The sequence below is a fragment of the Kluyvera fluvialis genome (assembly GCF_059725275.1).
Map to the genome: position 1 here is coordinate 868,772 of NZ_AP046142.1, position 22,072 is coordinate 890,843.

Below are 22,072 nucleotides of genomic sequence, written 5' to 3' on the forward strand. Positions count from 1 at the left end.
AGGGGGGATAAATGACCACATTCGAGACTAACACCGCCGCCACAGAGGCGAGCGGTGAGGGAACCCGTACGCCTGAAAAAACCGTCCGCTGGGCGATTCCGCTGTCGCTGCTGGCCTGCGTGCTGCTGGCGTTTTTTGACAAAATTAGCATTGCGGCGCTGTTCTCCGACGGCCATTTTCAGCAGGCGATGGGCATCGATTTTGATACCACGCGGCTGGGCATCCTGATGAGCGCCTTTTTGCTGAGCTACGGTTTTTCATCGGTATTTTTGAGCGGGCTGGGCGACAAAATTGCGCCACTGCGCCTGCTCACCGCCATGATGCTGGTGTGGTGTTTGCTGATGGTAGCGATGGGCTTCACCCATAACTACACGCTGATGATTGGGTTGCGTATCTTGCTGGGCATTGCCGAAGGGCCGTTGTTCCCACTGGCGTTCGCCATCGTGCGCCACAACTTCCCGCAGCATTTACAGGCGCGCGCCACCATGCTGTGGCTGCTTGGCACGCCGGTCGGCGCGGCGATTGGTTTTCCGCTGTCGCTGTGGCTGCTCAACACCTTTGGCTGGCAGAGCACGTTTTTTGCGATGGCCATCCTCACCGTGCCGGTGCTGCTGTTGGTGCGCGTGGGTTTACGCGGCATTCGTCTTGAAGCGAAACCCGCCACCACGCAAGCCTCTACCGAGGAACGCCGCGCGGCGCGCCGTGAGCTGTTTGTCAGCCCGCATTTTTGGATTATCTGCATCTTTAACATCACCTTTTTAACCTATCTGTGGGGCATCAACGGCTGGCTGCCTGGCTACCTGATTAAAGGCAAAGGCATTCATCTTGAGCACGCGGGCTGGCTGTCGTCGATGCCGTTTATCGCCATGCTGGCGGGGGAAGTGATTGGCGCATGGTTGTCGGACAGAGTCGATAAACGCGCTGCCGCCTGCTTTATCTCAATGGCGGGCGCGGCGGTTGGGCTGGCGGTGGTGATGCATCTCGATACCCCGCTGAGCATTATCGCGGCGATGAGTTTTAGTACCTTCATGTGGGGGATTGGCGCGCCGAATATTTTCGCCCTGCTGGCGAAGGCCACGCACCCCAGAGTTAGCGCCACCGCAGGGGGCATTTTCAACGGGCTGGGAAACTTTGCCGGAGCGCTATCTCCGGCGGTGATGGGGGCGCTTATCGCCTTCACCCACAGCATGGATTCTGGGCTGATTTTTCTGGCGGTGATGGCGGCGGTGGGCTGCGTCCTGTTACTGCCGCTGCTGAAACGTTACTGAGGAGAGTGTCATGACTGATTCAACCGTAAGCGCAAAACCGGGCATCAAACCGGAAAACCTGACCATGGAAGAGTGGGTCGAATCGCGCATTGCGCGCTTTGAAGGACGTAAATATGACTGGAACGCGCTGAAGTTCCAGGCCGACTACGACCCGAAATACCGCCGTGCGCAGATGCGCTACATCGGCACGGGCGCAACGGGCGTGGCGAACGATACCAATACCGTGGCGGCGGAACACTTTACGTTTTCCACTATGGTGCTGCCATCGAAATGCGAAGGGCCGCTGCATCTGCACGACGACGTTGAAGAGGTGTTCTTCATGCTGAAAGGGCAAATCACCCTGATGGTGCAGGACGGCGACAACTACACCGAAACCGTGCTACGCGAGCGTGACCTGATTTCTGTGCCGCCGGGTATCTACCGTGGGCTGTTTAACCACGGTGAAGAAGAGGCGCTGATGTGCGTGATGCTCGGCACGAAGAAACCGGAAATCCCGACCTATCCGGCTGACCATCCGTTGTCAAAAGTGAAGCGTAACTAAGGAGCGGGTATGACGGGTTTTCGTGAACAGGGGAGCGGTATTCCGCTGATGCTACTGCACGGTATCAGCTCCGGTGCGGCGTCCTGGCATAAACAGATGGCGCTACCCGGTTTTCGCGTGCTGGCGTGGGATATGCCTGGTTATGGCGAAAGCCCGATGCTCGCCGTTGAACGCGCCAACGCCGGTGATTATGCCGAGGCGCTGGCGGCGCTGCTCGACCGCGCAGGCGTGTGGCAAACGGTGCTGGTGGGGCATTCGCTTGGCGCGCTGGTAGCCAGTGCGTTTGCCGCAAAATATCCACAGCGGGTGCTGCATATGGTGTTAGCCGATGCCGCACAGGGCTATGGGCAAAGCGAGGCACAACAGCGTGAAAACGTCTGGCGCAGCCGCGAGCAACAAATTGCGCTGGGCGGTGAAATCCTCGCGCAGACTCGTGCGGCGAAGCTCTTACGCCCCGGCGCGCGTGAGGCGGATATCGCCACCGTTGCAGCGGGAATGCGCAAATTGCGCGCCGAAGGTTATCTCTCGGCGGCGTGGATGCTGGCGAACGACGATATTCACGGCTGGCTGAAAACCTACGGCGGGGCGTTTGAAGTGTGGTGCGGCGAGCAGGACGCCATTACCCAACCGGAGTTGGTACATGGCCTGGCGCTACGCTACGCCATGCCGTATTTCTCGATTTCCCAGGCCGGACACGCCAGCTATCTCGATAACGACGCGTTTTTTAATCAACAGCTATTACGTATTAAAGAAGAGGTGCGCGATGAATGCACAAATTGATGGGCGTGTAGCGGTAGTCACCGGAGGTTCTTCGGGCATTGGTTTTGAAACCCTGCGCCTGCTACTGGGCGAAGGGGCAAAAGTGGCCTTCTGTGGACGCAATGGCGACCGCCTTGCCAGCGCTCATGCGGCGCTGCAAAACGAATATCCTGAGGGCGATATTTTTTCTTACCGCTGCGACGTGCTGAAGCTCGACGAGGTGCAGGCGTTTGCCGAAGCGGTGAGCGCGCGCTTTGGCGCGGCGGATATGCTGATTAACAACGCCGGTCAGGGCTACGTGGCGCACTTCGCTGATACCCCGCGCGACGCCTGGCTGCACGAAGCCGAGTTGAAATTGTTCGGCGTGATTAACCCGGTGCAGGCCTTCCAGCCGCAGTTAGAACGCTCTGATATTGCGTCGATTACCTGTGTGAACTCGCTGCTCGCCCTGCAACCGGAAGAACACATGATTGCGACCTCGGCGGCGCGGGCCGCGCTGTTGAACATGACTCTCACGCTGTCTAAAGAGCTGGTGAGTAAGGGCATCCGTGTGAACTCGATTCTGCTGGGCATGGTGGAGTCGGGCCAGTGGCATCGCCGCTTTGAAAACCGAACGGATAAAAGCCAAAGCTGGCCGGAGTGGACGGCGGATATCGCCCGTCGGCGCGGTATTCCGATGGCGCGTCTTGGCAAACCGCAAGAGCCTGCACAGGCGCTGTTGTTTCTCGCCTCGCCGCTGGCCTCATTTACCACTGGCGCGGCGCTGGATGTCTCCGGCGGTTTTTGTCGTCACCTGTAAGGAAACACCATGAAAAAAATTATGTTAATTGGCTACGGGGCGATGGCGCAGGCGGTTATTGAGCGCCTGCCGGAACAGGTCGCGATTGGCTGGATTGTGGCAAGAGCGCCGCATCATGCGGCTATTCGCGCGCGCTTTGGCGAAAGTGTCACGGTACTTGCGTCGCCACAAGAGTGCCACGGCACGCCGGATCTGGTGCTGGAGTGTGCCAGCCAACAGGCGGTGGCGCAGTATGGCGAGGCGGTATTAGCGCGCGGCTGGCATCTGGCGGTTATCTCTACCGGTGCGCTGGCAGACAGCGCACTGGAACAACGCCTGCTGAAGGCGGGCGGTAAACTCACGCTGCTGAGCGGCGCGGTGGCGGGTATCGATGGCCTGGCGGCAGCGAAAGAAGGCGGGCTGGAGCGCGTGACCTATCAGTCGCGCAAAAGCCCTGCGAGCTGGCGCGGCAGTTACGCCGAACAACTTATCGACCTGAACGCGGTTTCTGAAGCGCAGATTTTCTTTGAAGGCAGCGCCCGTGAAGCGGCGCGCCTGTTCCCGGCGAACGCCAACGTGGCGGCGACCGTGGCGCTGGGCGGCGTCGGCATGGATGACACGCGCGTCCAACTGATGGTTGACCCTTCGACTAAACGCAACACCCACACGCTGCACGTCGAAGGGCTGTTTGGCGAATTCCACCTTGAACTCAGCGGCCTGCCGCTCGCCAGCAACCCGAAAACGTCAACCCTGGCGGCGTTAAGCGCAGTACGCGCTTGCCGTGAACTGGCGCAATGCTAAGAGGCTGATATGCAAGAACACTCTATTTTTGTTGGCGGCGTATGGCGGCGGGGCAACGGCGAGGTGATGCACAGCACTTTTCCGGCTGATGGATCGCTGAACGCCACCTTGAATGCCGCCAGCATTGACGACCTGAACGATGCGGTGAAGTGCGCGGATCGAGCCTGGCGCGCGCCTGAGTGGCGGCAACAACTGCCGCACCAACGGGCAAAAATTCTGCATAACGTCGCCGCGCTGATTGAGTCACGACTTGATGAGCTGGCGCAGATGCAAAGCCGCGATAACGGCAAGCCGCTGGCAGAAGCGCGCGGGTTGGTGATGAGTGCCGCAGCGACGGCTCGCTATTTTGCCGCCGCCTGTGAGCTGCTCGAAGGCGAGTTACCGACGCCGCGCCAGCCCGATTTACTGACGCTCAGCCGCTATGAGCCGCTGGGTGTGGTGGCGGCGATTACGCCGTGGAACTCACCGATTGCCAGCGAGATGCAAAAAATTGCCCCGGCGATTGCCGCCGGTAATGCGGTGATCCTCAAACCGGCGGAAGCCACGCCGCTGATGGCGCTGGAGTTGGCGCGTATTTTCCAGCAGGCCGGTCTACCGGCGGGTCTGTTGAGCGTGCTGCCGGGCAAAGGCTCGGTGATTGGCGATGCGCTGGCGCGCCATCCGAAGGTGCGCAAAATTTCCTTTACCGGCGGCACAACGACCGGCCGCCATCTGGCGCATGTCGCCGCAGAAAAACTGATCCCCACATCGCTGGAACTGGGCGGCAAGTCGCCGACTATCGTGCTGGAGGATGCCGATATCGAGCAAGCGGCGCGCGGGATCTGCTACGGCATTTTCAGCTCGGCGGGGCAGGCGTGTATCGCAGGTTCACGGCTGTTTATTCACGAGCAGGTTTACGCCCCGCTGATGGCACGGCTGTTAGAACTGACTCGCGGCCTGCGCGTGGGACATCCCTTTAATAACGATACGCATGTGGGGCCGCTGATTAGCGCGCAACATCGGCAGAAAGTGCTGGAGTACGTCGAGCTTGCTAAGCGTGAAGGCGGCCGCGTGCTGTGTGGCGGCGAAGTGCCCGCCGACCCAGCGCTGGTCGCAGGAAACTACTTCCAGCCGACCCTTATTGAAGGGCTGACAAACAGCGCGCGCGTATGTCAGGAAGAGATTTTTGGCCCGGTGCTGGTGGCGATGCCCTTTAGCGACGAACAAGCGCTGATTGCCGAAGCCAATGACTCGGTCTACGGGCTGGCGGCGGGAGTCTGGACGCGTGACACCGGTCGAGCGCTGCGTTTAAGCGAACAACTGGAAGTGGGCACGGTATGGATCAACACCTATAAAGTTTTCTCTATTTCGACCCCGTTCGGGGGCTTTAAAGAGAGCGGTCTGGGCCGCGAAAAGGGGATCCAGGGGCTTAAAGCCTGGATGCAACAAAAGAGCATTTATCTGGCGACGGGTAACAGCGTCAACCACTGGTGCGACTAAGAAAGGGTAAGCAATGAGTGAAATGATAACCGTCGGCGACGCCATCGCCAGAACGCTTGAACAGTATCAGGTTGCGGCCATTTATGGCGTTATCTCGATTCATAACCTGCCGATTGCCGACGCCGTGGGGCAGCGCGGCAATATCCGTTTTGTGCCTGCGCGCGGTGAGGCAGGTTCGGTCACGATGGCGGATGCGCATGGTCGTTTTTCCGGTCTTGGCGTGGCGCTCACCAGCACTGGCGCGGGCGCGGGAAATGCCGTCGGGGCATTGGTCGAAGCGATGAACGCCTGCACACCGCTGCTGCATTTAACCGGCCAGGTTGAAAAAGCGTGGCTGGATGCCGACACCGGTTTTATCCATGAAACCCGCGACCAGCTCACGTTCCTGAAAGCCAGCTCGAAGCGGGCTTACCGCATCAGCAACGCGAATCAGGCGATTGCCATTCTGCACAAGGCGATTCAGGAGGCGCAAACGCCGCCGTGTGGGCCGGTATCGGTTGAAATTCCGATTGATATTCAGAGCGCGAAAATTCCGGCATCGCTGGTGACGGCGGCGGTGAAAACGCTGCCGACGGCCCGCGTTGATACGCAAATGGTCGAGGAACTGTGGGCGCAATTAAAACAGGCCAAACAGCCGCTGCTGTGGTTGGGCGGCGGGGCGCTCGGTAGCGCCGAGGCAGTGAAAGCGCTGGCTGACGCCGGAGTGACGGTTATCTCCAGCACCCACGCGCGCGGCGTGTTGCCGGATAGCCATCGCGCTAGCCTGCGGGCGTTCCATAACTCGCCGTCCGTTGAAGCGCTGATCGGTCAATGTGACTTTACGCTGGTGGCGGGTTCCCGCTTGCGCAGTAACGAGACGCGCTCCTGGACGCTCGAACTGCCGCAGCCGCGCGTGCAGATTGATATCGACCCGGCAGCCGCAAGCCGTAACTACCTGATGGATAACACCCTGATTGCTGATTGCTCCGTTCTGCTGTCGGCGCTGGCGGCAAAAGTGCAGGGCCGCGAGTGGGGTAATGCCGCGTGGGATGCGCAGTTGCAAGATGCGGTAGCCATCGCCGAGCAAGGGCTGCGCGAACAGTGCGGTGAATATGCCAGACTGAACGATGCTATCGCACAGGCGTTGCCGGAAAACGGCCTGCTGGTGCGTGATATCACGGTTTCGGGCAGCCTGTGGGGCAGCCGACTGTTCCGCGCTCACGGCCCGCTGATGAACATTCACTCCCTTGCCGGGGCGATTGGCATGGGCTTGCCGATGGCGATTGGTACGGCGATTGCCAACCCGCAGCGTAAAGTCGTGGGGTTGGTGGGCGACGGCGGCCTGAGTCTGAATCTTGGTGAGCTGGCGACGCTGGCGCAGGAGAAAGCCAACGTGACGTTGCTGATTATGAACGATGGCGGCTATGGCGTGATGCGCGGTATTCAGGATAAATATTTCGGCGGGCGTCAGTATTACAACGAACTGCACACCCCTGATTTCACCGCGCTGGCGCAAGCCATTGGTTTGCAGGCGTGGAGCGTGGAGCGCGCGGACGATTTTAACGCCGTGATGACCGAAGCGCTGGCGATGCCTGGGCCATCGGTTGTTGAAGTACGGATGGGGAAAATTGGCGCGCTGCGTTTTGCAGGGCCGCCGCAGAAGACGCTGTATTAAGGAAGGTTCCCCCCTCTCCCAAAATGGGAGAGGGGACAGTTCGGTGCGGTCTTTCCCTCTCGCCTTGCGTAAAACCCAATTCAAAGGGGGTAATCATCCCCTGACCCCATCCGGCTTTATCTTTCAGGCCATCCTGGTCATCACGATGGATATAAGCATTACGCAAAAACAGATCTCAATGGCTGTCGTCAATAAAACCCCGACGGGTAGATTGTTGGCTGGAAAATGCCGTCGCGGCGCGGCTTACAAGGTATGGACTATTTATTCTGTGGCTGTTTTGTTTTATTAAAGCCTGAAATGATGAGAATTTAAAAACTCGCAAAATAAATCACATCTTCGACTGATGTTTTAGGAATATTATTCTTTTACGCTGTGGATGCATTATTCACTATTAATGCATTTAATTTGCCATTAAATGCGCTTTATTTTATTAAATAACACTGCGTAATTAAGCGTTCTATTCTCACTAAAAGTTCATATCAGGGGGTTATGCTTTTTTGTTATGAGTGATGCCTTTTCGTTTTTTCGGCTTGTTAAACCTCCCGCTATAGTCGTCTTACGACACAGAGCGATATTTAAAAAAGGATAATCAGGATGAAGACAGGGTTATGGCGCGGTGCGGCGTTGATACTGGCGGGGTTACTGCTGGCAGGGTGCGACCAGCACAGTACGGATGCAAAACATATTAAGGTTGGCGTTATCAACGGCGCTGAACAAGATGTTGCGGAAGTCGCGAAGAAAGTGGCGAAAGAAAAATACGGTCTTGAGGTGGAACTGGTCGGTTTTAGCGGCTCGCTGTTGCCGAACGACGCCACCAATAGCGGTGAACTCGATGCCAACGTGTTCCAGCATCGCCCGTTCCTCGAACAAGACAACCATGCGCACAACTTCAAGCTGGTTGCCGTCGGTAATACATTTGTCTTCCCGATGGCGGGTTACTCGAAAAAAATAAAAAATCTGTCTGAGCTGAAACAGGGGGCAACCGTCGCCATTCCTAATGACCCAACTAACCTCGGACGGGCATTATTGCTGCTGCAAAAAGAGAAGCTGGTTACGCTGAAAGCGAATACCGGCCTGCTGCCAACCGCGCTGGATATTACCGACAACCCGTATAAGCTGAAAATTATGGAGCTGGAAGGCGCGCAATTACCGCGCGTGCTGGACGACCCAAAAGTTGATGTGGCGATTATCAGCACCACTTACATCCAGCAAACGGGGTTATCTCCGGTGCATGACAGCATCTTTATTGAAGATAAAAACTCGCCGTATGTGAATATTCTGGTGGCGCGTGAAGACAATAAAGACGGCGAGAACGTGCAAACGTTTTTGAAATCCTACCAGTCGCCAGAAGTGGCGCAGGCGGCAGAGAAAATCTTTAACGGCGGCGCAGTGCCTGGCTGGTAAGGGGGGCTGCTTTCCCTGGCCTGCCGTTGCTGACTGGCAGGCCGGGATGTCTGACATTATTTAACACCATCCGCCTGTAAGCGGTCGCGAATATGCTGTGCACGGGCCTGAGTGGCCGGGTGGTCGTCAAACATCGAGCTTTGGCGGCCATCTTCCAGTTTGGCGAGTTTGTCGAAGCTGGTGGCAAGGCCTGTTGGGTTAATACCGCGCTGGCGTAGCAGGTCGTAAGAGTAGTCGTCGGCCTCTGATTCCTGGCGCTGTGAGAACTGCGAGTTCACCAGTTTTTCGCCTAAATCGCCCAACTGTGATTGTGACAGACTGCCGACGATACCGCCCGCCGATGCGGCAGCGGCGCGCAGGGCGTTAGTGCCAATTGCCACCTGCATCCCTTTTTTCACATGGCCCAATGCCACGTGGCCCATTTCGTGACCGATAACCGCTTCAACTTCGTTGTCGTTCATCAGATCCATCAGGCCGCTGTAGACGCGAATACAACCGTTAGCCATCGCGAAGGCGTTGACGTCTTTCGCCACGTAAACTTTGTAGTTCACCGGCTGACCGTTGATGTTGTCGCCCAGCGCGGCGGCAATTTTATTCAACCGCTGGCTATAGGCGCTGTTTGCCGGGGCGATGGTCGCTTTGCTATCCATATCTTTACAGGCCTGATCGCTCAACGCTTGCACCTGCTGGTCGCTCAGGGAAAAAGCTTGTAGCGCGCCCGTACCTGAACTTAATAAGCCATTTGAATCCATATTCTGGCAGCCGCTCAGCAGTAGAGATGCGCCAAAAGCCAGAACAATCGCCCGTGTTTTCATGAGATTGCTTCCAAAGTCGTTTATCTGAAAGTGCCCTGGAATCGCGACGCCAGAGTTACGCTAAGTATAAAGAATATCGTGAGTTGCGAGCGAGTGCTTTACATCTTGTTAACCGCTGTTCCAGAGATTTCTGAATCTGCAAAAGGATGCTCCATGTACATGCTTTGTCGCATGGGTTACATTGTTGGCACTTTTTTCTGGCATAGCCCATAACGTGCGCGCCGAGTGGCGTTAGGGGTGGCCTTCAACTGTCCGAACTGGAGTCAAAATGTCCTCACGTAAAGAGCTTGCTAATGCTATTCGTGCGCTGAGCATGGACGCAGTACAGAAAGCCAAATCCGGTCATCCGGGTGCCCCTATGGGTATGGCTGACATTGCCGAAGTCCTGTGGCGCGATTTTCTGAACCATAATCCGCAGAATCCGTCCTGGGCTGACCGTGACCGCTTTGTGCTGTCTAACGGCCACGGCTCCATGCTGATCTATAGCCTGCTGCACCTCACCGGTTACGATCTGCCGATGGAAGAATTGAAAAACTTCCGCCAACTGCACTCTAAAACCCCGGGCCACCCGGAAGTAGGCTATACCGCAGGTGTTGAAACCACCACTGGCCCACTGGGTCAGGGCATTGCTAACGCCGTAGGTATGGCGATTGCAGAAAAAACGCTGGCGGCGCAGTTCAACCGTCCAGGTCACGACATCGTTGACCACTTCACCTATGCGTTCATGGGCGATGGCTGCATGATGGAAGGCATTTCTCACGAAGTGTGCTCCCTGGCAGGAACCCTGAAGCTGGGCAAACTGATTGCGTTCTACGACGACAACGGTATCTCTATCGATGGTCACGTTGAAGGCTGGTTCACTGACGATACCGCGAAGCGTTTCGAAGCCTACAACTGGCACGTTATCCGTGGCATCGACGGCCACGACGCTGACGCTATCAAACGCGCAGTAGAAGAAGCGCGCGCAGTGACTGACAAACCGTCCCTGCTGATGTGCAAAACGGTTATCGGTTTCGGTTCTCCGAACAAAGCCGGGACTCACGACTCCCACGGTGCTCCGCTGGGTGACGCTGAAGTGGCGCTGACTCGTGAAGCACTGGGCTGGAAATATGCTCCGTTCGAAATCCCGGCTGACATCTACGCGCAGTGGGATGCGAAAGCTGCCGGTCAGGCGAAAGAAGCGGCCTGGAACGAGAAATTCGCGGCTTACGCAAAAGCCTTCCCACAGGAAGCGGCTGAGTTTACCCGTCGTATGAAGGGCGAAATGCCTGCTGATTTCGACGCGAAAGCCAACGAAATCATCGCTAAGCTGCAAGCTAACCCAGCGAAAATTGCCAGCCGTAAAGCGTCCCAGAACGCGATCGAAGCCTTCGGCCCACTGCTGCCAGAATTCCTCGGCGGCTCCGCTGACCTGGCACCGTCTAACCTGACCATCTGGTCTGGCTCTAAAGCTATCAACGAAGATACCGCCGGTAACTACATCCATTACGGTGTCCGTGAATTCGGTATGACGGCGATTGCTAACGGTATCGCGCTGCACGGTGGTTTCCTGCCGTACACCTCCACCTTCCTGATGTTTGTCGAATATGCCCGTAACGCGGTGCGTATGGCTGCGCTGATGAAACAGCGTCAGGTGATGGTTTACACCCACGACTCCATCGGTCTGGGCGAAGATGGCCCGACTCACCAGCCGGTTGAGCAGGTTGCTTCTCTGCGCGTCACACCGAACATGTCTACCTGGCGTCCATGTGACCAGGTTGAATCTGCGGTGGCGTGGAAATATGGCGTTGAGCGTCACGACGGCCCGACTGCACTGATTCTGTCTCGTCAGAACCTGGCACAGCAAGAGCGTACTGAGCAGCAGCTGGCGGATATCGCTCGCGGTGGCTACGTACTGAAAGATTGCGCGGGTCAGCCTGAGCTTATCTTCATCGCTACCGGTTCTGAAGTTGAACTGGCGGTAGCCGCTTACGAAAAACTGACTGCTGAAGGCGTGAAAGCGCGCGTGGTTTCCATGCCGTCTACCGACGCATTCGACAAGCAGGATGCGGCATACCGTGAATCCGTACTGCCTAAAGCTGTCACTGCCCGTGTTGCGATTGAAGCGGGTATCGCGGATTACTGGTTCAAATACGTTGGCCTGAACGGCGCTATCGTCGGTATGACCACCTTCGGCGAATCTGCTCCGGCAGAGCTGCTGTTTGAAGAGTTCGGTTTCACCGTTGACAACGTTGTCGCGAAAGCGAAAGCTCTGCTGTAATCTGGCGCGTTGAATAACGATAAAGGGTCGCGAAAGCGGCCCTTTTTTATCTGCGTAAGATCACTAATTGACGTTTCAGCAATAGATGAAAAGTGATCTGCTTAACAAAAATAAATAATGACTATTAGTGTACTTTGTGGCTTATATCACATTAATAGACTTGATTTATTTTTTAACCATCTCAACTCATTGTTTTATAAGTAAGCAGGACATCTGCTGACTCCCGCTCCTGTCGTTTGCTTTCGGCTTTTCTCCCGAGTATTTTTATTTCAACGAAACTCGTGGCTGAATAAGAAGGACGCATAATGCGATTGATTAATTATTTCCCTGAAAATGCTATCTCGATTAAAGATTCGGTTAATGACTGGCAACAGGCTATTGATACTTCAATGGAAGCATTACTTTCTCAGAACTATGTCAATAGCGATTATGTTGACGCCATTAAGAAATCAACGCTAACGAACGGCCCTTATTATATTTTAGCTCCGGGAATTGCTATGCCACATGCCCGACCAGAATGTGGTGCATTAAAAACGGGAATGTCATTAGTGCTGCTACGTCATCCTGTTATGTTTGGTGAGGAGAATGAACCCGTAAAATTATTAATTGGTTTATCTGCGGCAGATGCTGATTCACATATTGGCGCTATCCAGGCATTAAGCGAACTGATGTGTGAAGAAGAAAATTTAGCATCTCTTTTAAGTGTCGAGAGTGAACAACAACTCAAGGATATTATCTCTCGCGCCTAACCCTATCTTCCTTTATAGGATCACATCATGGAAAATAAGTCTGCTCGTGCGAAGGTTCAGGCTTTTGGGGGCTTTTTGACCGCAATGGTCATCCCTAATATTGGTGCTTTTATTGCCTGGGGTTTTATTACTGCATTGTTTATTCCCACCGGTTGGATGCCTAATGAGCATTTCGCCAAAATCGTGGGGCCAATGATTACTTATTTATTGCCAGTGATGATCGGTTCTACCGGTGGTCATTTAGTCGGCGGTAAACGTGGTGCGGTCATGGGCGGGATCGGGACGATTGGCGTGATTGTCGGCGCGGATATTCCTATGTTCCTCGGCTCAATGATTATGGGTCCGCTGGGTGGCCTGGTCATTAAATATATCGATAAAGCGTTGGATAAACGCATCCCCGCCGGTTTCGAGATGGTTATTAATAATTTCTCTCTCGGAATTGCCGGTATGGCGCTCTGCCTGCTGGGGTTTGAAGTCATTGGACCTGCGGTGCTGGTGGCCAATAATTTTGTTAAAGAGGCGATTGAAGCGCTGGTTCATGCCGGATATCTGCCGCTGCTGTCGGTCATTAATGAACCGGCGAAGATCCTCTTTTTGAATAATGCTATCGATCAGGGGGTTTATTACCCGCTGGGAATGCAGCAGGCTTCAGTTCAGGGGAAATCCATCTTCTTTATGGTGGCCTCTAACCCAGGCACGGGTCTTGGGCTGCTGCTGGCCTTTAGCTTGTTCGGTAAGGGGATGAGCAAGCGTTCGGCGCCTGGGGCAATGATTATCCACTTCCTCGGTGGTATTCATGAGCTGTATTTCCCGTATGTGCTGATGAAACCGCTGACCATTGTGGCGATGATTGCGGGCGGTATGTCCGGGACTTGGGTGTTTAATTTGCTGGATGGTGGTCTGGTGGCTGGCCCTAGCCCTGGCTCTATTTTTGCCTACCTGGCGTTAACGCCTAAAGGTTCGTTCCTGGCGACCATTGCCGGTGTCACGGTGGCGGCTGCGGTGTCTTTCGTTATCACGGCATTGATTTTGAAAATGGAAAAAACGGCAGATGCTGAAGCGGAAGATGAATTTGAGCAGTCTGCACAGGCCGTGAAAGCAATGAAACAGGAAGGCACATTTTCATTAAGCCAGGTGAAGAATATCGCGTTTGTCTGTGATGCGGGGATGGGATCCAGCGCAATGGGGGCGACGACATTCCGTAAACGTCTGGAAAAAGCGGGGCTTGATATCGTCGTTAAACATTACGCTATTGAAAATGTTCCTGCTGAGGCTGATTTAATTGTCACGCACTCTAGTCTGGAAGGGCGAGTTAAACGAGTCAGTACTATGCCGCTGATATTAATTAATAACTATATTGGTGACCCTAAATTAGACGTCTTGTTTAAACAGCTTACCGCCGGAAAATAAAATAATTTATCGAGGTTTATATGAAAACGAAGGTTGCAGCCATTTATGGCAAGCGGGATGTCCGTATCCGTGAGTTTGATTTGCCTGAAATTACCGATAATGAACTGCTGGTCAGTGTTATTTCCGATAGCGTGTGTTTATCAACATGGAAAGCGGCGGAATTAGCCAGTGACCATAAACGTGTCCCGGATGATTTAGAAAACCATCCGGTGATTACTGGCCATGAGTGCGCCGGTATTATTGTTGAAGTTGGTAAGAATCTGACGGGTAAATATAAAAAAGGCCAGCGTTTTGTTTTACAACCCGCAATGGGGCTACCGTCAGGGTATTCTGCCGGTTACAGCTATGAATATTTTGGCGGTAATGCGACGTACATGATTATTCCTGAAGTCGCCATTAATTTGGGCTGCGTGCTGCCTTACCACGGTTCCTATTTTGCGGCGGCCTCGCTGGCGGAGCCGATGTGTTGCATCATCGGAGCCTATAAAGCGAACTACCACACGACCCAGTATGTGTATGAGCACCGAATGGGTATCAAGCCTGGCGGCAATATTGCGCTGCTGGCATGCGCCGGGCCGATGGGGATTGGCGCGATTGATTACGCTATCAATGGCAACATTAAGCCTGCGAGAGTGGTGGTGGTGGATATTGATAATCAGCGTCTGGCTCAGGCTGAAAAGCTGCTGCCGGTGGCGCTGGCGGCAAGTAAAGGTATTGAGCTGGTTTATGTGAATACCGCGCAGATGAACAATCCGGTACAGGCGCTACGGGCTATTACCGATGACGCCGGATTTGATGATGTATTTGTCTACGCCGCAGTACCTGCGGTAGTGGAATTGGCCGATGAGTTGCTGGCGGAGGATGGCTGCCTGAACTTCTTCGCGGGGCCAACCGATAAAAACTTCAAAGTGCCGTTTAACTTCTACAACGTGCATTACAACAGCACCCATGTGGTGGGGACATCCGGTGGTTCGACGGACGATATGAAAGAGGCCATTGCGCTGAGTGCGGGTGGGCAATTGCAACCTTCATTTATGGTGACGCATGTCGGCGGGCTGGATGCCGTGCCGGATACCGTTATCAATCTGCCGAATATTCCAGGCGGTAAGAAGCTGATTTATAACGGTGTAACGATGCCGCTTACCGCTATCGCTGATTTTGCCGAAAAAGGGAAAACCGACCCGCTGTTTAAGGCGCTGGCGGAGCTGGTGGCGCAAACGCACGGTATCTGGAATGAGAAAGCCGAGAAGTATCTGTTGGCGCAGTTTGGCGTTGATATCGGGGAGGCGGCGGAATGATGTCACTGGCGTGGCCGCTCTTTCGCATTACGGAACAGGCGGCACTTGCCGCCTGGCCGCATACCGGATGTGGCGACAAGAATAGTATTGATGGGCTAGCGGTGACGGCGATGCGTGATGCGCTGAATAATATCGCTATGCACGGGCGGATAGTGATTGGGGAAGGTGAAATTGATCATGCCCCGATGCTGTATATCGGTGAGCACGTCGGAAAGGGCGATGGCCCTGGCGTGGATATCGCTGTAGATCCTATTGAAGGCACGCGAATGGTCGCGATGGGGCAAAGTAATGCGCTATCGGTGATGGCATTTGCACCTCAGGGGAGCTTGCTCCACGCGCCCGATATGTATATGCGTAAATTGGTGGTTCCTGCCAGAGCGAAAGGGGCAATTAACCTGGCACTGTCGTTGGAAGATAACCTGCGCAACATCGCGGCGGCATTGCAGAAACCGTTGGATGCGCTGCGGCTGATGACGCTGGATAAACCCCGCCATCACGATGTAATTGAACAGGTACGAAAGCTGGGCGTGAATGTCTTTGCGCTACCGGACGGCGATGTTGCCGCCAGTGTTTTAACCTGCCAGCAAAACAATGCCTTTGATGTGATGTATACCATCGGCGGCGCGCCAGAGGGGGTTATTTCGGCCTGTGCGGTGAAAGCGTTGGGCGGCGATATGCAGGCTGAGCTGATCGATTTTTGCCAGGCAAAAGGCGATAGCCCTGAGAATCGACAAATTGCTGCTGACGAAATAGCGCGCTGTGCGTCAATGGGCGTTGAACTGAATCGTATATATACGCTGGATGAACTGGTGAGTAGCCAGGATATTTTGTTTTCAGCAACCGGCGTAACCGGCGGTGATTTGTTACGTGGCGTCCAGAAAACAGAAAATGGCGTGAGTACGCAAACATTACTGATCGGCGGCATCGATCGAACGTGTAATATAATAGACTCTCTGCATTGCGGGTGATCTATCGGGAACACAATGACGACGTTGAAAGAAGATGATGTACTTGAGCAACTGGATGCTCAGGAGGACTTACTTTCCTTTATGGCAACGGCAAACGCTATTTTGTTGCAGGCCGTGAAGCAGTTTCTGCCGTCGTTATTTGTGAACAATGATGAAGAGATCGTGGAATATGCAGTGAAGCCGTTACTCGCGCAAAGCGGGCCGCTGGACGATATTGATGTTGCATTACGTCTGATTTATGCGCTGGGGAAAATAGAAAAATGGCTCTATGCCGATATTACTCATTTTTCCCAATTTTATCAGTATCTCACTGAGCACGATGAACCGTTGGGATTTGCTGATGAACTCACCTGGGATTTCATTAGTAACGTTAATAGCATTACGCGTAATGAGACACTCTATCACGCGTTGGAATCGATGAAATTTGCTGATTTCGCCGCGTGGTCGGAAGTTCGATTTATCAATATGGTTAAAACGGCACTGTCTTTGGCAATAACGGCAATCATAAAGGAATTAGTGCCGTGAAAATTAAGCTAAAGGTTAATGGGCTAGCCGTTGACGCCCATTACAGTCAGGCAGAAATTGAAAATGTCCATAAACCGCTTTTAAGACGCCTTGCCGCATTACATGCGGTTAGTTCGCAGTATCGCACGTTAGTTTTTCTCAGTGCGCCGCCTGGCACCGGAAAATCAACGCTAACGACATTTTGGCAATATTTAGCCCATCAGGATGCGTCATTACCCGCTATCCAGACGCTGCCGATGGACGGATTTCATCACTACAATAGCTGGCTCGAACAACATGATTTGCGCCCTTTTAAAGGGATGCCGGATACGTTTGATGTTGAAAAGCTGGCGGAAAATTTGCAGCAAATTCGCCAGCAGGACGGTACATGGCCGCAGTACGACAGGCAGTTGCACGACCCGGTAGAAGAGGCGATCAACGTTACTGCGCCAATTGTGATTATCGAAGGGAACTGGCTGCTGCTGGACGATGAACGCTGGAGAACGCTGGTGCAGTATTGCGATTTTTCACTGTTTATCCGCGCGCCCGCAGAGGTGCTGGCTCAACGGTTAATCGACCGCAAAATTGCGGGTGGGTTGACCCCGGATGACGCGATGGCGTTTTATCTGCGCACGGATGGGCCGAATGTCGAACGGGTGCTGCAACACAGCCGCGCCGCCGATATGACATTGATTATGAAGGAAGAAGGTGAATACCACTTTGCGGATGCGCGCGCACAGGTATAACCGAGCGTTCAGCGGTTGCCCATTGTTAATGGAATTATGCCCGGCCAGCCGTCGTGGCGCCGGGCATTAGCGTTAAGGGTGTAAACTCAGCGTCAGGTGATCGTAGGTTTTGACGACACGTTTGTTATCAGGCTCGCCCAGCGCATTGCAGACTAAAGCGTACCACTCCAGCGGAATCACTATCTCACTTTCTGTCGGGTTGTATAAACGTACTAACGTTTTGCCGTACAACACATCAACTCCACTGATAACCAGCCCGTCCGGGAGGGGATCGAGCAACTGCCAATGCGCAACCGCTAAACGTGGAATATGCAGGTCGAAATTGTCCAACCGTTGCAGACAACTGCGGTCATGCTGCCATTGCCACAGACGCGCAGGCATACTGTAGCGCTGCTGGCGAATGGCCAGTTGCGCCGGTGAATGCGCCCCCAGACACAGAGCGAAGCTGAAATTCAGCGCGCCGGGTAAGTTACCTTCCGGCGTGGCCAACCGCTGGCCGGAGGCGCGACCTGGCCGATAAAACAGATCATCTTTACCCAGTTGGCCGACGCCGCGAAACAGCGTTACCGCCAACTCCTGCCCTTGATAGGTGTACTCTTTTAGCCCATTGGCAAAAACGTGAAAGTCGGTGTGAGGGCTGAGTTGATGCATAAATGGCTCAATATCAACCGGTTTCTCCGCATAGCCAGGGTGTTCGGCGATATCCTGATTGTGTCGCGTCAACGAGCCAAACGGGATATCGGCGCGAACCCCTGTGATGGGCCTTCCGGTGTTAAAGACCAGTTGCATCCGGTGTTCTCGTACGGTGTTGTTGATAGTCAGATCACCGCGCAGAATATCGTCCTCAAGAGTTAACGTGAGCGTTATTGCAACAGGGCGGAGCGTGCTGCTGCGCGCTTGCCTGTCCTCATTCAGCCCTTCCGGCAGCATCAGTTCAGCACTCAGACACATCACCTGTTGCTGTTGATGCTGGCGAATTTCACATAGCGTGAAGTGAGGGAACGTTTGCCCGATGTCGCTGGATAACGGTGAAAAATCATAGAGATCGCCATCATCACTGATGTCATGCAGTGCGAGCAACGGCTCCAGTGCGCGCCCCGTGGTTTTCTCGGTGAATACCAATTGGTTTTGCCGCAGGTGAAGGCGGTAGTAGTCATTTTCAATCGCCTGAGCATCCGGGGATATCACGGGCTTACAGGTGGGCTGTTGGCTTGAGGTGACATAAAAGACGGCGATGCCCAGCGGAGGGACGGGGACGTTCAGGAGATCAAGCGTGTTTTCGTAGTACCAGGCCTGTTGTTCCGTTTCCACTTCGCCGTCCGGCGTCAGGAGTACGTGGCGTGGCAAACGAATCTGTCGCTGTTGATGGACGACCACACGCAACGGGTCACCAGCCTCGTTGCATAAGGTGAAGTCGGCGTCTGGGGTTATCAATATTTGCTGGTGCAGATCTACGCTGTGGCTGCTGCTACCGTTGCTGACCACGAAGCGGTAGTTTTTGTCGGCGGCGATGTTAGCCAGCATTTGTCGGGCGTGCAGGCTAAATATCGCCTCGCCAATTTGCTGCGCCTGTCGGCAGCGGTGGAGCACGTCGCGGTTAGTTTCATCACTGTTGCAGCCGCCCATGCTGTCGTGGGCGTGTGACTCCAGCAGCCAGCGCCATGCCTGCTCAAGCATCTCATCGCCGCCTTCAAAGCCGTTGCGCCGCGCCAGCGCCAGCATTGGCTCGGCCAGATAAATCAGGCAACGCTCGGCATCGGCGTTGGCTTTTTTGATGTCATAGCGAGAGGAACCGATGCTTTTATGCACTCTGGCAAGCCGTGGAATACGAAATTCACCGCGCCATAGCGGCAAGGATTGATTATCGAGAGCGGCAAAATAGCGCTCGTAGCTGCTGACCTGCCAATGGTCGTCGCTGAGAAGGTTGATTGCCGCAATCAGCTTATCGAAATCCGCATCACAGCTCACCTGGTCGCCGCCAATCGGGCACAGCAAGTGCGCCGAGGGGGTGAGCTTTTTCATTCGCGCTACCAATGGGAATGTCTCTTCGGCAAGATGGGCTGGCCGGAAGTTACGCCAGCGCCCGCCGCGCTCAGGATGCGCCAGCGAGTAGCCAAACGGTGTGATTACAGTAATCGCACGGTCACCGTTTAGTGCCTCCCAGCACAGTTCGGTTGGGCCCATCACCTGCGGGTCGTAGCCACGACGTAGCAGAATATGTCGAAGGCCGAAGGCGCGGGCAATTTGCGGGAGCTGTGCGTGGCTGCCAAAAGAGTCCGGCAGATACAGAACGGACATGCAGTAACCGGCCCGTTGTGCGTGGTGAATACCTATGCGGAGATTGCGAAACATCGACTCAGTGGTGATGTTGAACAAGTCTGGCTGGGTGTACCACGGGCCAATCAGTAGCCGTTTTTCCTGCACCAATTTTTGCGCGCGCGAGGACATCTCCGGCTTCAGGCGAATAAAATCGTCATACAGCGAGCTTTGCCCATCAAGGTGAAATACAAAGCGTGGGTTGGCTTCCAGCGCCACAATCAGTTCATTGAATGCCTTCAGGGCGAACAGTTGGGTATCGAGGGTGGAGAAGTACCACTCGCGGTCCCAATGAGTGTGAGAAACCGCGTGGATAGTGCGGGCGTCCGTCATTCCATACTCTCCATGTCTTTGAAATAGATTTGATACTCCGCGTGAATATCTTCCTCATACCACATGGGAAAATTCGTGCCCCACAGGTTGTTGTAGAGCTGGCTATACAGGCTCACGCTGTGGGGCAGCGGCTCACCAAAGCAGAGAATCTTCGGCTGATATAGCGCCAGCAGTGGGGCGTCTATCGGGTCAAGTGTCCAGTGTGCGCTGTGGGCCAGATCCACCGCATGTAGATTTCGATTACCGTTATTAACCACATTGAACCAATCGATGGGGTAGCCCAGCTTTTGACACCAACTGTGGCTGGCGTTCTTCAGGCCTAGCTGTAGCCAGATCTCCTCGGGGAGGCGGTTGGCCTGTTTGCCAAAGATACTCAAGCGCAGCGAAATCTGTAAATGCGCTTTGCTAAAGCAATATTCCAACAGGATTTCGGTTGGCAGCTTAAGCTCCATCCCCGGCGTGATGCGCGGGCAAATTACCGCCTGCACATACCATGCGTCTTTCGTGCCGTGAACACGCACCTGTTGGAGCGAGAATGCCACCGACTGCGAGCCGATGCTTCGCGAGGTCAACTCAAGCCCCGGTTTGGTGAAGTCTGACAGTGACCAGCCTGCGGTCTTATCCAGGTCTTGCAGGTAGTTATCGCGGAACTGGTCATACTCCTGCGAGCCAACCTGACGGTAGATAAGTTTACCGAAAGGGCCATCAATGACCGATTTGCCGCATACCGTCAGTGTGCTCAGGCTGCCGTCCTCGGCGAGGGCAAAATGGTAATTGCCAAAGGTGAACTGGCGCAGGTCGGTAGACACACCGTTAGCTGAAAGGGGGCCAAGAGCCTGGATTTCACTGAGCGGTGCGGGCAGACAGGCGCTGGCCTGGTCGAGATACTCGCGTTGTTCCGCCCATGAGTGTGCAAACTGGCGGTAGCTGCGAACGCCGCTATGTGGGGATTTGTCCATAAATTGCTGAATAAAAGCATATTTTTCTGGTGGCGGGGTGTTGACGATATCCCGCTTTCGCGCGTCGGCGAAAGCTTCCGGGAGATAGTGATGGTAATCCGCCAGATGCAGTTTGAGATCCATCCCCCAGGTGTGTTCAGGAACCATCAATAGCGCATCAAGCGCCTCGGGGTAAGCGTGGATTTGCTGTTGGAGTTGCTTATTCAGGCGACGATAGCGGCTAACTTTACCTGGGTCTGTGGCGATGCCGTGATTCCAGGTGTCGCCAATTTCGGCGTCAATCACTGGCAATGTGTGGCGTATCGTTTCCAGACGGGCGGCAAAGTCGTCGAGCGTTGAGGCGCTGACGAGGGCTTCGGGATAGCGTTGCTGATACTGGTCGATAAACCGCATAACGTCGCTAGCCGTCGGCGGCGAGCAGTTGTCTTCGGCATGACAAAAGACCAGCAGTTCGTCTAATTCCTCGCACCAGGTTTCGTTGCCGTAGCCGCCAAAGGAGTAGTTGACGATAAGACTCTGTTCGCCATATTTCCAGACGAAAAGTGGCGGTACGTCCGGCGGGCAGGAGGCGGCATTGACCCCCAGGTGCAGGTATTGAATATCGGCGTTTCTCAGCCAGGGGATGAGCGTCTGTGGATGGCCAGGCACATCGGTCATTTTTGCGGCGATAGTGCAGCGATGAAAACGCGCATCTAATGTTTGGCTGTAGGACAGACCATGCTGGAGTAATGCGGGCGTGAGCAATTCACTGTGTGTGGTAAAAGGCAGCCCGTGCCAGACAATATCACCCGCCGTAATTGCCTTGCATAGCCGCGCCTGGGAAGTGGCATCGGCGCGTTGCAAGTAGCGATGAATAAGCCAGGAACCGCAGGTCCAGATAAAGTTCTTCTTTCCACTGCTATTGACCTGAGTGGCAAGGTCGATAACCGCAGGGATAAACTCATTAATGTATTTATTTTCAATGATATGTGCGTAGTCGGTAAAACCGATATCGAGATGCGTTTTATAGATGATATGGACGCGTTTCATT

Annotated in this window: 18 protein-coding genes and 1 pseudogene; 15 read left to right on the forward strand and 4 right to left on the reverse strand. The window is 54.5% G+C overall.

Going from position 1 to position 22,072, the window contains the following annotated elements; translation table 11 throughout:
• The first annotated feature begins 11 nt into the window (after positions 1–11).
• From AC6I4B_RS04220 to AC6I4B_RS04250, 7 genes are read left to right on the forward strand one after another with little or no spacing between them, the layout of a single operon-like run.
• Entirely contained in the window at positions 12–1,268 is a 1,257-nt protein-coding gene (locus AC6I4B_RS04220) for an MFS transporter (RefSeq protein WP_497769845.1), read from the forward strand.
• Between the two features lie 10 nt (positions 1,269–1,278).
• Entirely contained in the window at positions 1,279–1,809 is a 531-nt protein-coding gene (locus tag AC6I4B_RS04225) for a cupin domain-containing protein (protein ID WP_497769847.1), read from the forward strand.
• 9 nt (positions 1,810–1,818) lie between these two features.
• A complete protein-coding gene (locus AC6I4B_RS04230) occupies positions 1,819–2,589 on the forward strand; it encodes an alpha/beta fold hydrolase (protein ID WP_497769848.1) in 771 nt (256 codons plus the stop codon).
• Positions 2,573–3,367 (forward strand): SDR family oxidoreductase, encoded by a 795-nt coding sequence (locus AC6I4B_RS04235; RefSeq protein ID WP_497769850.1) that lies wholly within the window; start codon positions 2,573–2,575, stop codon positions 3,365–3,367. The genes AC6I4B_RS04230 and AC6I4B_RS04235 overlap by 17 nt, the downstream gene beginning before the upstream one ends.
• A gap of 9 nt (positions 3,368–3,376) precedes the next feature.
• A complete protein-coding gene (locus AC6I4B_RS04240; protein WP_497769852.1) occupies positions 3,377–4,147 on the forward strand; it encodes an aspartate dehydrogenase in 771 nt (256 codons plus the stop codon).
• 9 nt (positions 4,148–4,156) lie between these two features.
• Complete coding sequence (locus AC6I4B_RS04245; RefSeq protein WP_497769854.1) at positions 4,157–5,626, forward strand: aldehyde dehydrogenase; 1,470 nt, start codon at positions 4,157–4,159, stop codon at positions 5,624–5,626.
• 13 nt (positions 5,627–5,639) lie between these two features.
• Positions 5,640–7,280, forward strand: coding sequence for a thiamine pyrophosphate-binding protein (locus AC6I4B_RS04250; protein ID WP_497769856.1), 1,641 nt, complete (start codon positions 5,640–5,642; stop codon positions 7,278–7,280).
• A 61-nt stretch (positions 7,281–7,341) separates the two neighbouring features.
• On the opposite strand, the pseudogene AC6I4B_RS04255 reads toward AC6I4B_RS04250, so the two are convergent.
• A pseudogene (locus tag AC6I4B_RS04255) lies at positions 7,342–7,545 on the reverse strand (OprD family outer membrane porin); the annotation flags it as partial.
• Positions 7,546–7,874: 329 nt separating this feature from the next.
• Between AC6I4B_RS04255 and nlpA the strand changes: the two are divergent.
• On the forward strand, positions 7,875–8,684 hold the full coding sequence (gene nlpA / locus AC6I4B_RS04260; protein WP_497769857.1) for a lipoprotein NlpA: 810 nt from the start codon (positions 7,875–7,877) through the stop codon (positions 8,682–8,684).
• Between the two features lie 56 nt (positions 8,685–8,740).
• Here nlpA and loiP read toward each other — a convergent pair whose 3' ends face one another.
• A complete protein-coding gene (gene loiP / locus AC6I4B_RS04265) occupies positions 8,741–9,499 on the reverse strand; it encodes a metalloprotease LoiP (RefSeq protein WP_497769859.1) in 759 nt (252 codons plus the stop codon).
• A 268-nt stretch (positions 9,500–9,767) separates the two neighbouring features.
• Between loiP and tkt the strand changes: the two genes are divergently transcribed.
• The 7 genes from tkt (at position 9,768) to AC6I4B_RS04300 (ending at position 17,434) form a co-directional block, all read left to right on the forward strand.
• On the forward strand, positions 9,768–11,759 hold the full coding sequence (tkt, locus tag AC6I4B_RS04270; protein ID WP_497769860.1) for a transketolase: 1,992 nt from the start codon (positions 9,768–9,770) through the stop codon (positions 11,757–11,759).
• 305 nt (positions 11,760–12,064) lie between these two features.
• A complete protein-coding gene (gene cmtB, locus AC6I4B_RS04275; RefSeq protein WP_497769862.1) occupies positions 12,065–12,508 on the forward strand; it encodes a PTS mannitol transporter subunit IIA in 444 nt (147 codons plus the stop codon).
• Positions 12,509–12,535: 27 nt separating this feature from the next.
• A complete protein-coding gene (locus AC6I4B_RS04280; RefSeq protein ID WP_497769864.1) occupies positions 12,536–13,918 on the forward strand; it encodes a PTS mannitol transporter subunit IIBC in 1,383 nt (460 codons plus the stop codon).
• Between the two features lie 20 nt (positions 13,919–13,938).
• Positions 13,939–15,216, forward strand: coding sequence for a zinc-binding dehydrogenase (locus AC6I4B_RS04285; RefSeq protein WP_497769865.1), 1,278 nt, complete (start codon positions 13,939–13,941; stop codon positions 15,214–15,216).
• Entirely contained in the window at positions 15,213–16,184 is a 972-nt protein-coding gene (gene glpX, locus AC6I4B_RS04290) for a class II fructose-bisphosphatase (RefSeq protein ID WP_497769867.1), read from the forward strand. The genes AC6I4B_RS04285 and glpX overlap by 4 nt, the downstream gene beginning before the upstream one ends.
• A 15-nt stretch (positions 16,185–16,199) precedes the next feature.
• Entirely contained in the window at positions 16,200–16,709 is a 510-nt protein-coding gene (locus AC6I4B_RS04295) for an MltR family transcriptional regulator (protein WP_497769869.1), read from the forward strand.
• Positions 16,706–17,434 (forward strand): nucleoside/nucleotide kinase family protein, encoded by a 729-nt coding sequence (locus tag AC6I4B_RS04300; RefSeq protein ID WP_497769870.1) that lies wholly within the window; start codon positions 16,706–16,708, stop codon positions 17,432–17,434. The genes AC6I4B_RS04295 and AC6I4B_RS04300 overlap by 4 nt, the downstream gene beginning before the upstream one ends.
• Positions 17,435–17,506: 72 nt before the next feature.
• Here the strand turns inward: AC6I4B_RS04300 and AC6I4B_RS04305 are convergent, their stop codons facing one another.
• Together AC6I4B_RS04305 and AC6I4B_RS04310 are read right to left on the reverse strand one after the other, a co-directional pair.
• The gene (locus AC6I4B_RS04305) at positions 17,507–20,083 is read right to left on the reverse strand and encodes a glycoside hydrolase family 38 N-terminal domain-containing protein (protein ID WP_497769872.1); all 2,577 of its coding nucleotides are present in this window, start codon (positions 20,081–20,083) and stop codon (positions 17,507–17,509) included.
• The gene (locus AC6I4B_RS04310; RefSeq protein ID WP_497769873.1) at positions 20,080–22,071 is read right to left on the reverse strand and encodes a DUF5054 domain-containing protein; all 1,992 of its coding nucleotides are present in this window, start codon (positions 22,069–22,071) and stop codon (positions 20,080–20,082) included. Before AC6I4B_RS04310 ends, AC6I4B_RS04305 begins: the two co-directional genes overlap by 4 nt.
• Position 22,072 lies beyond the last annotated feature (1 nt).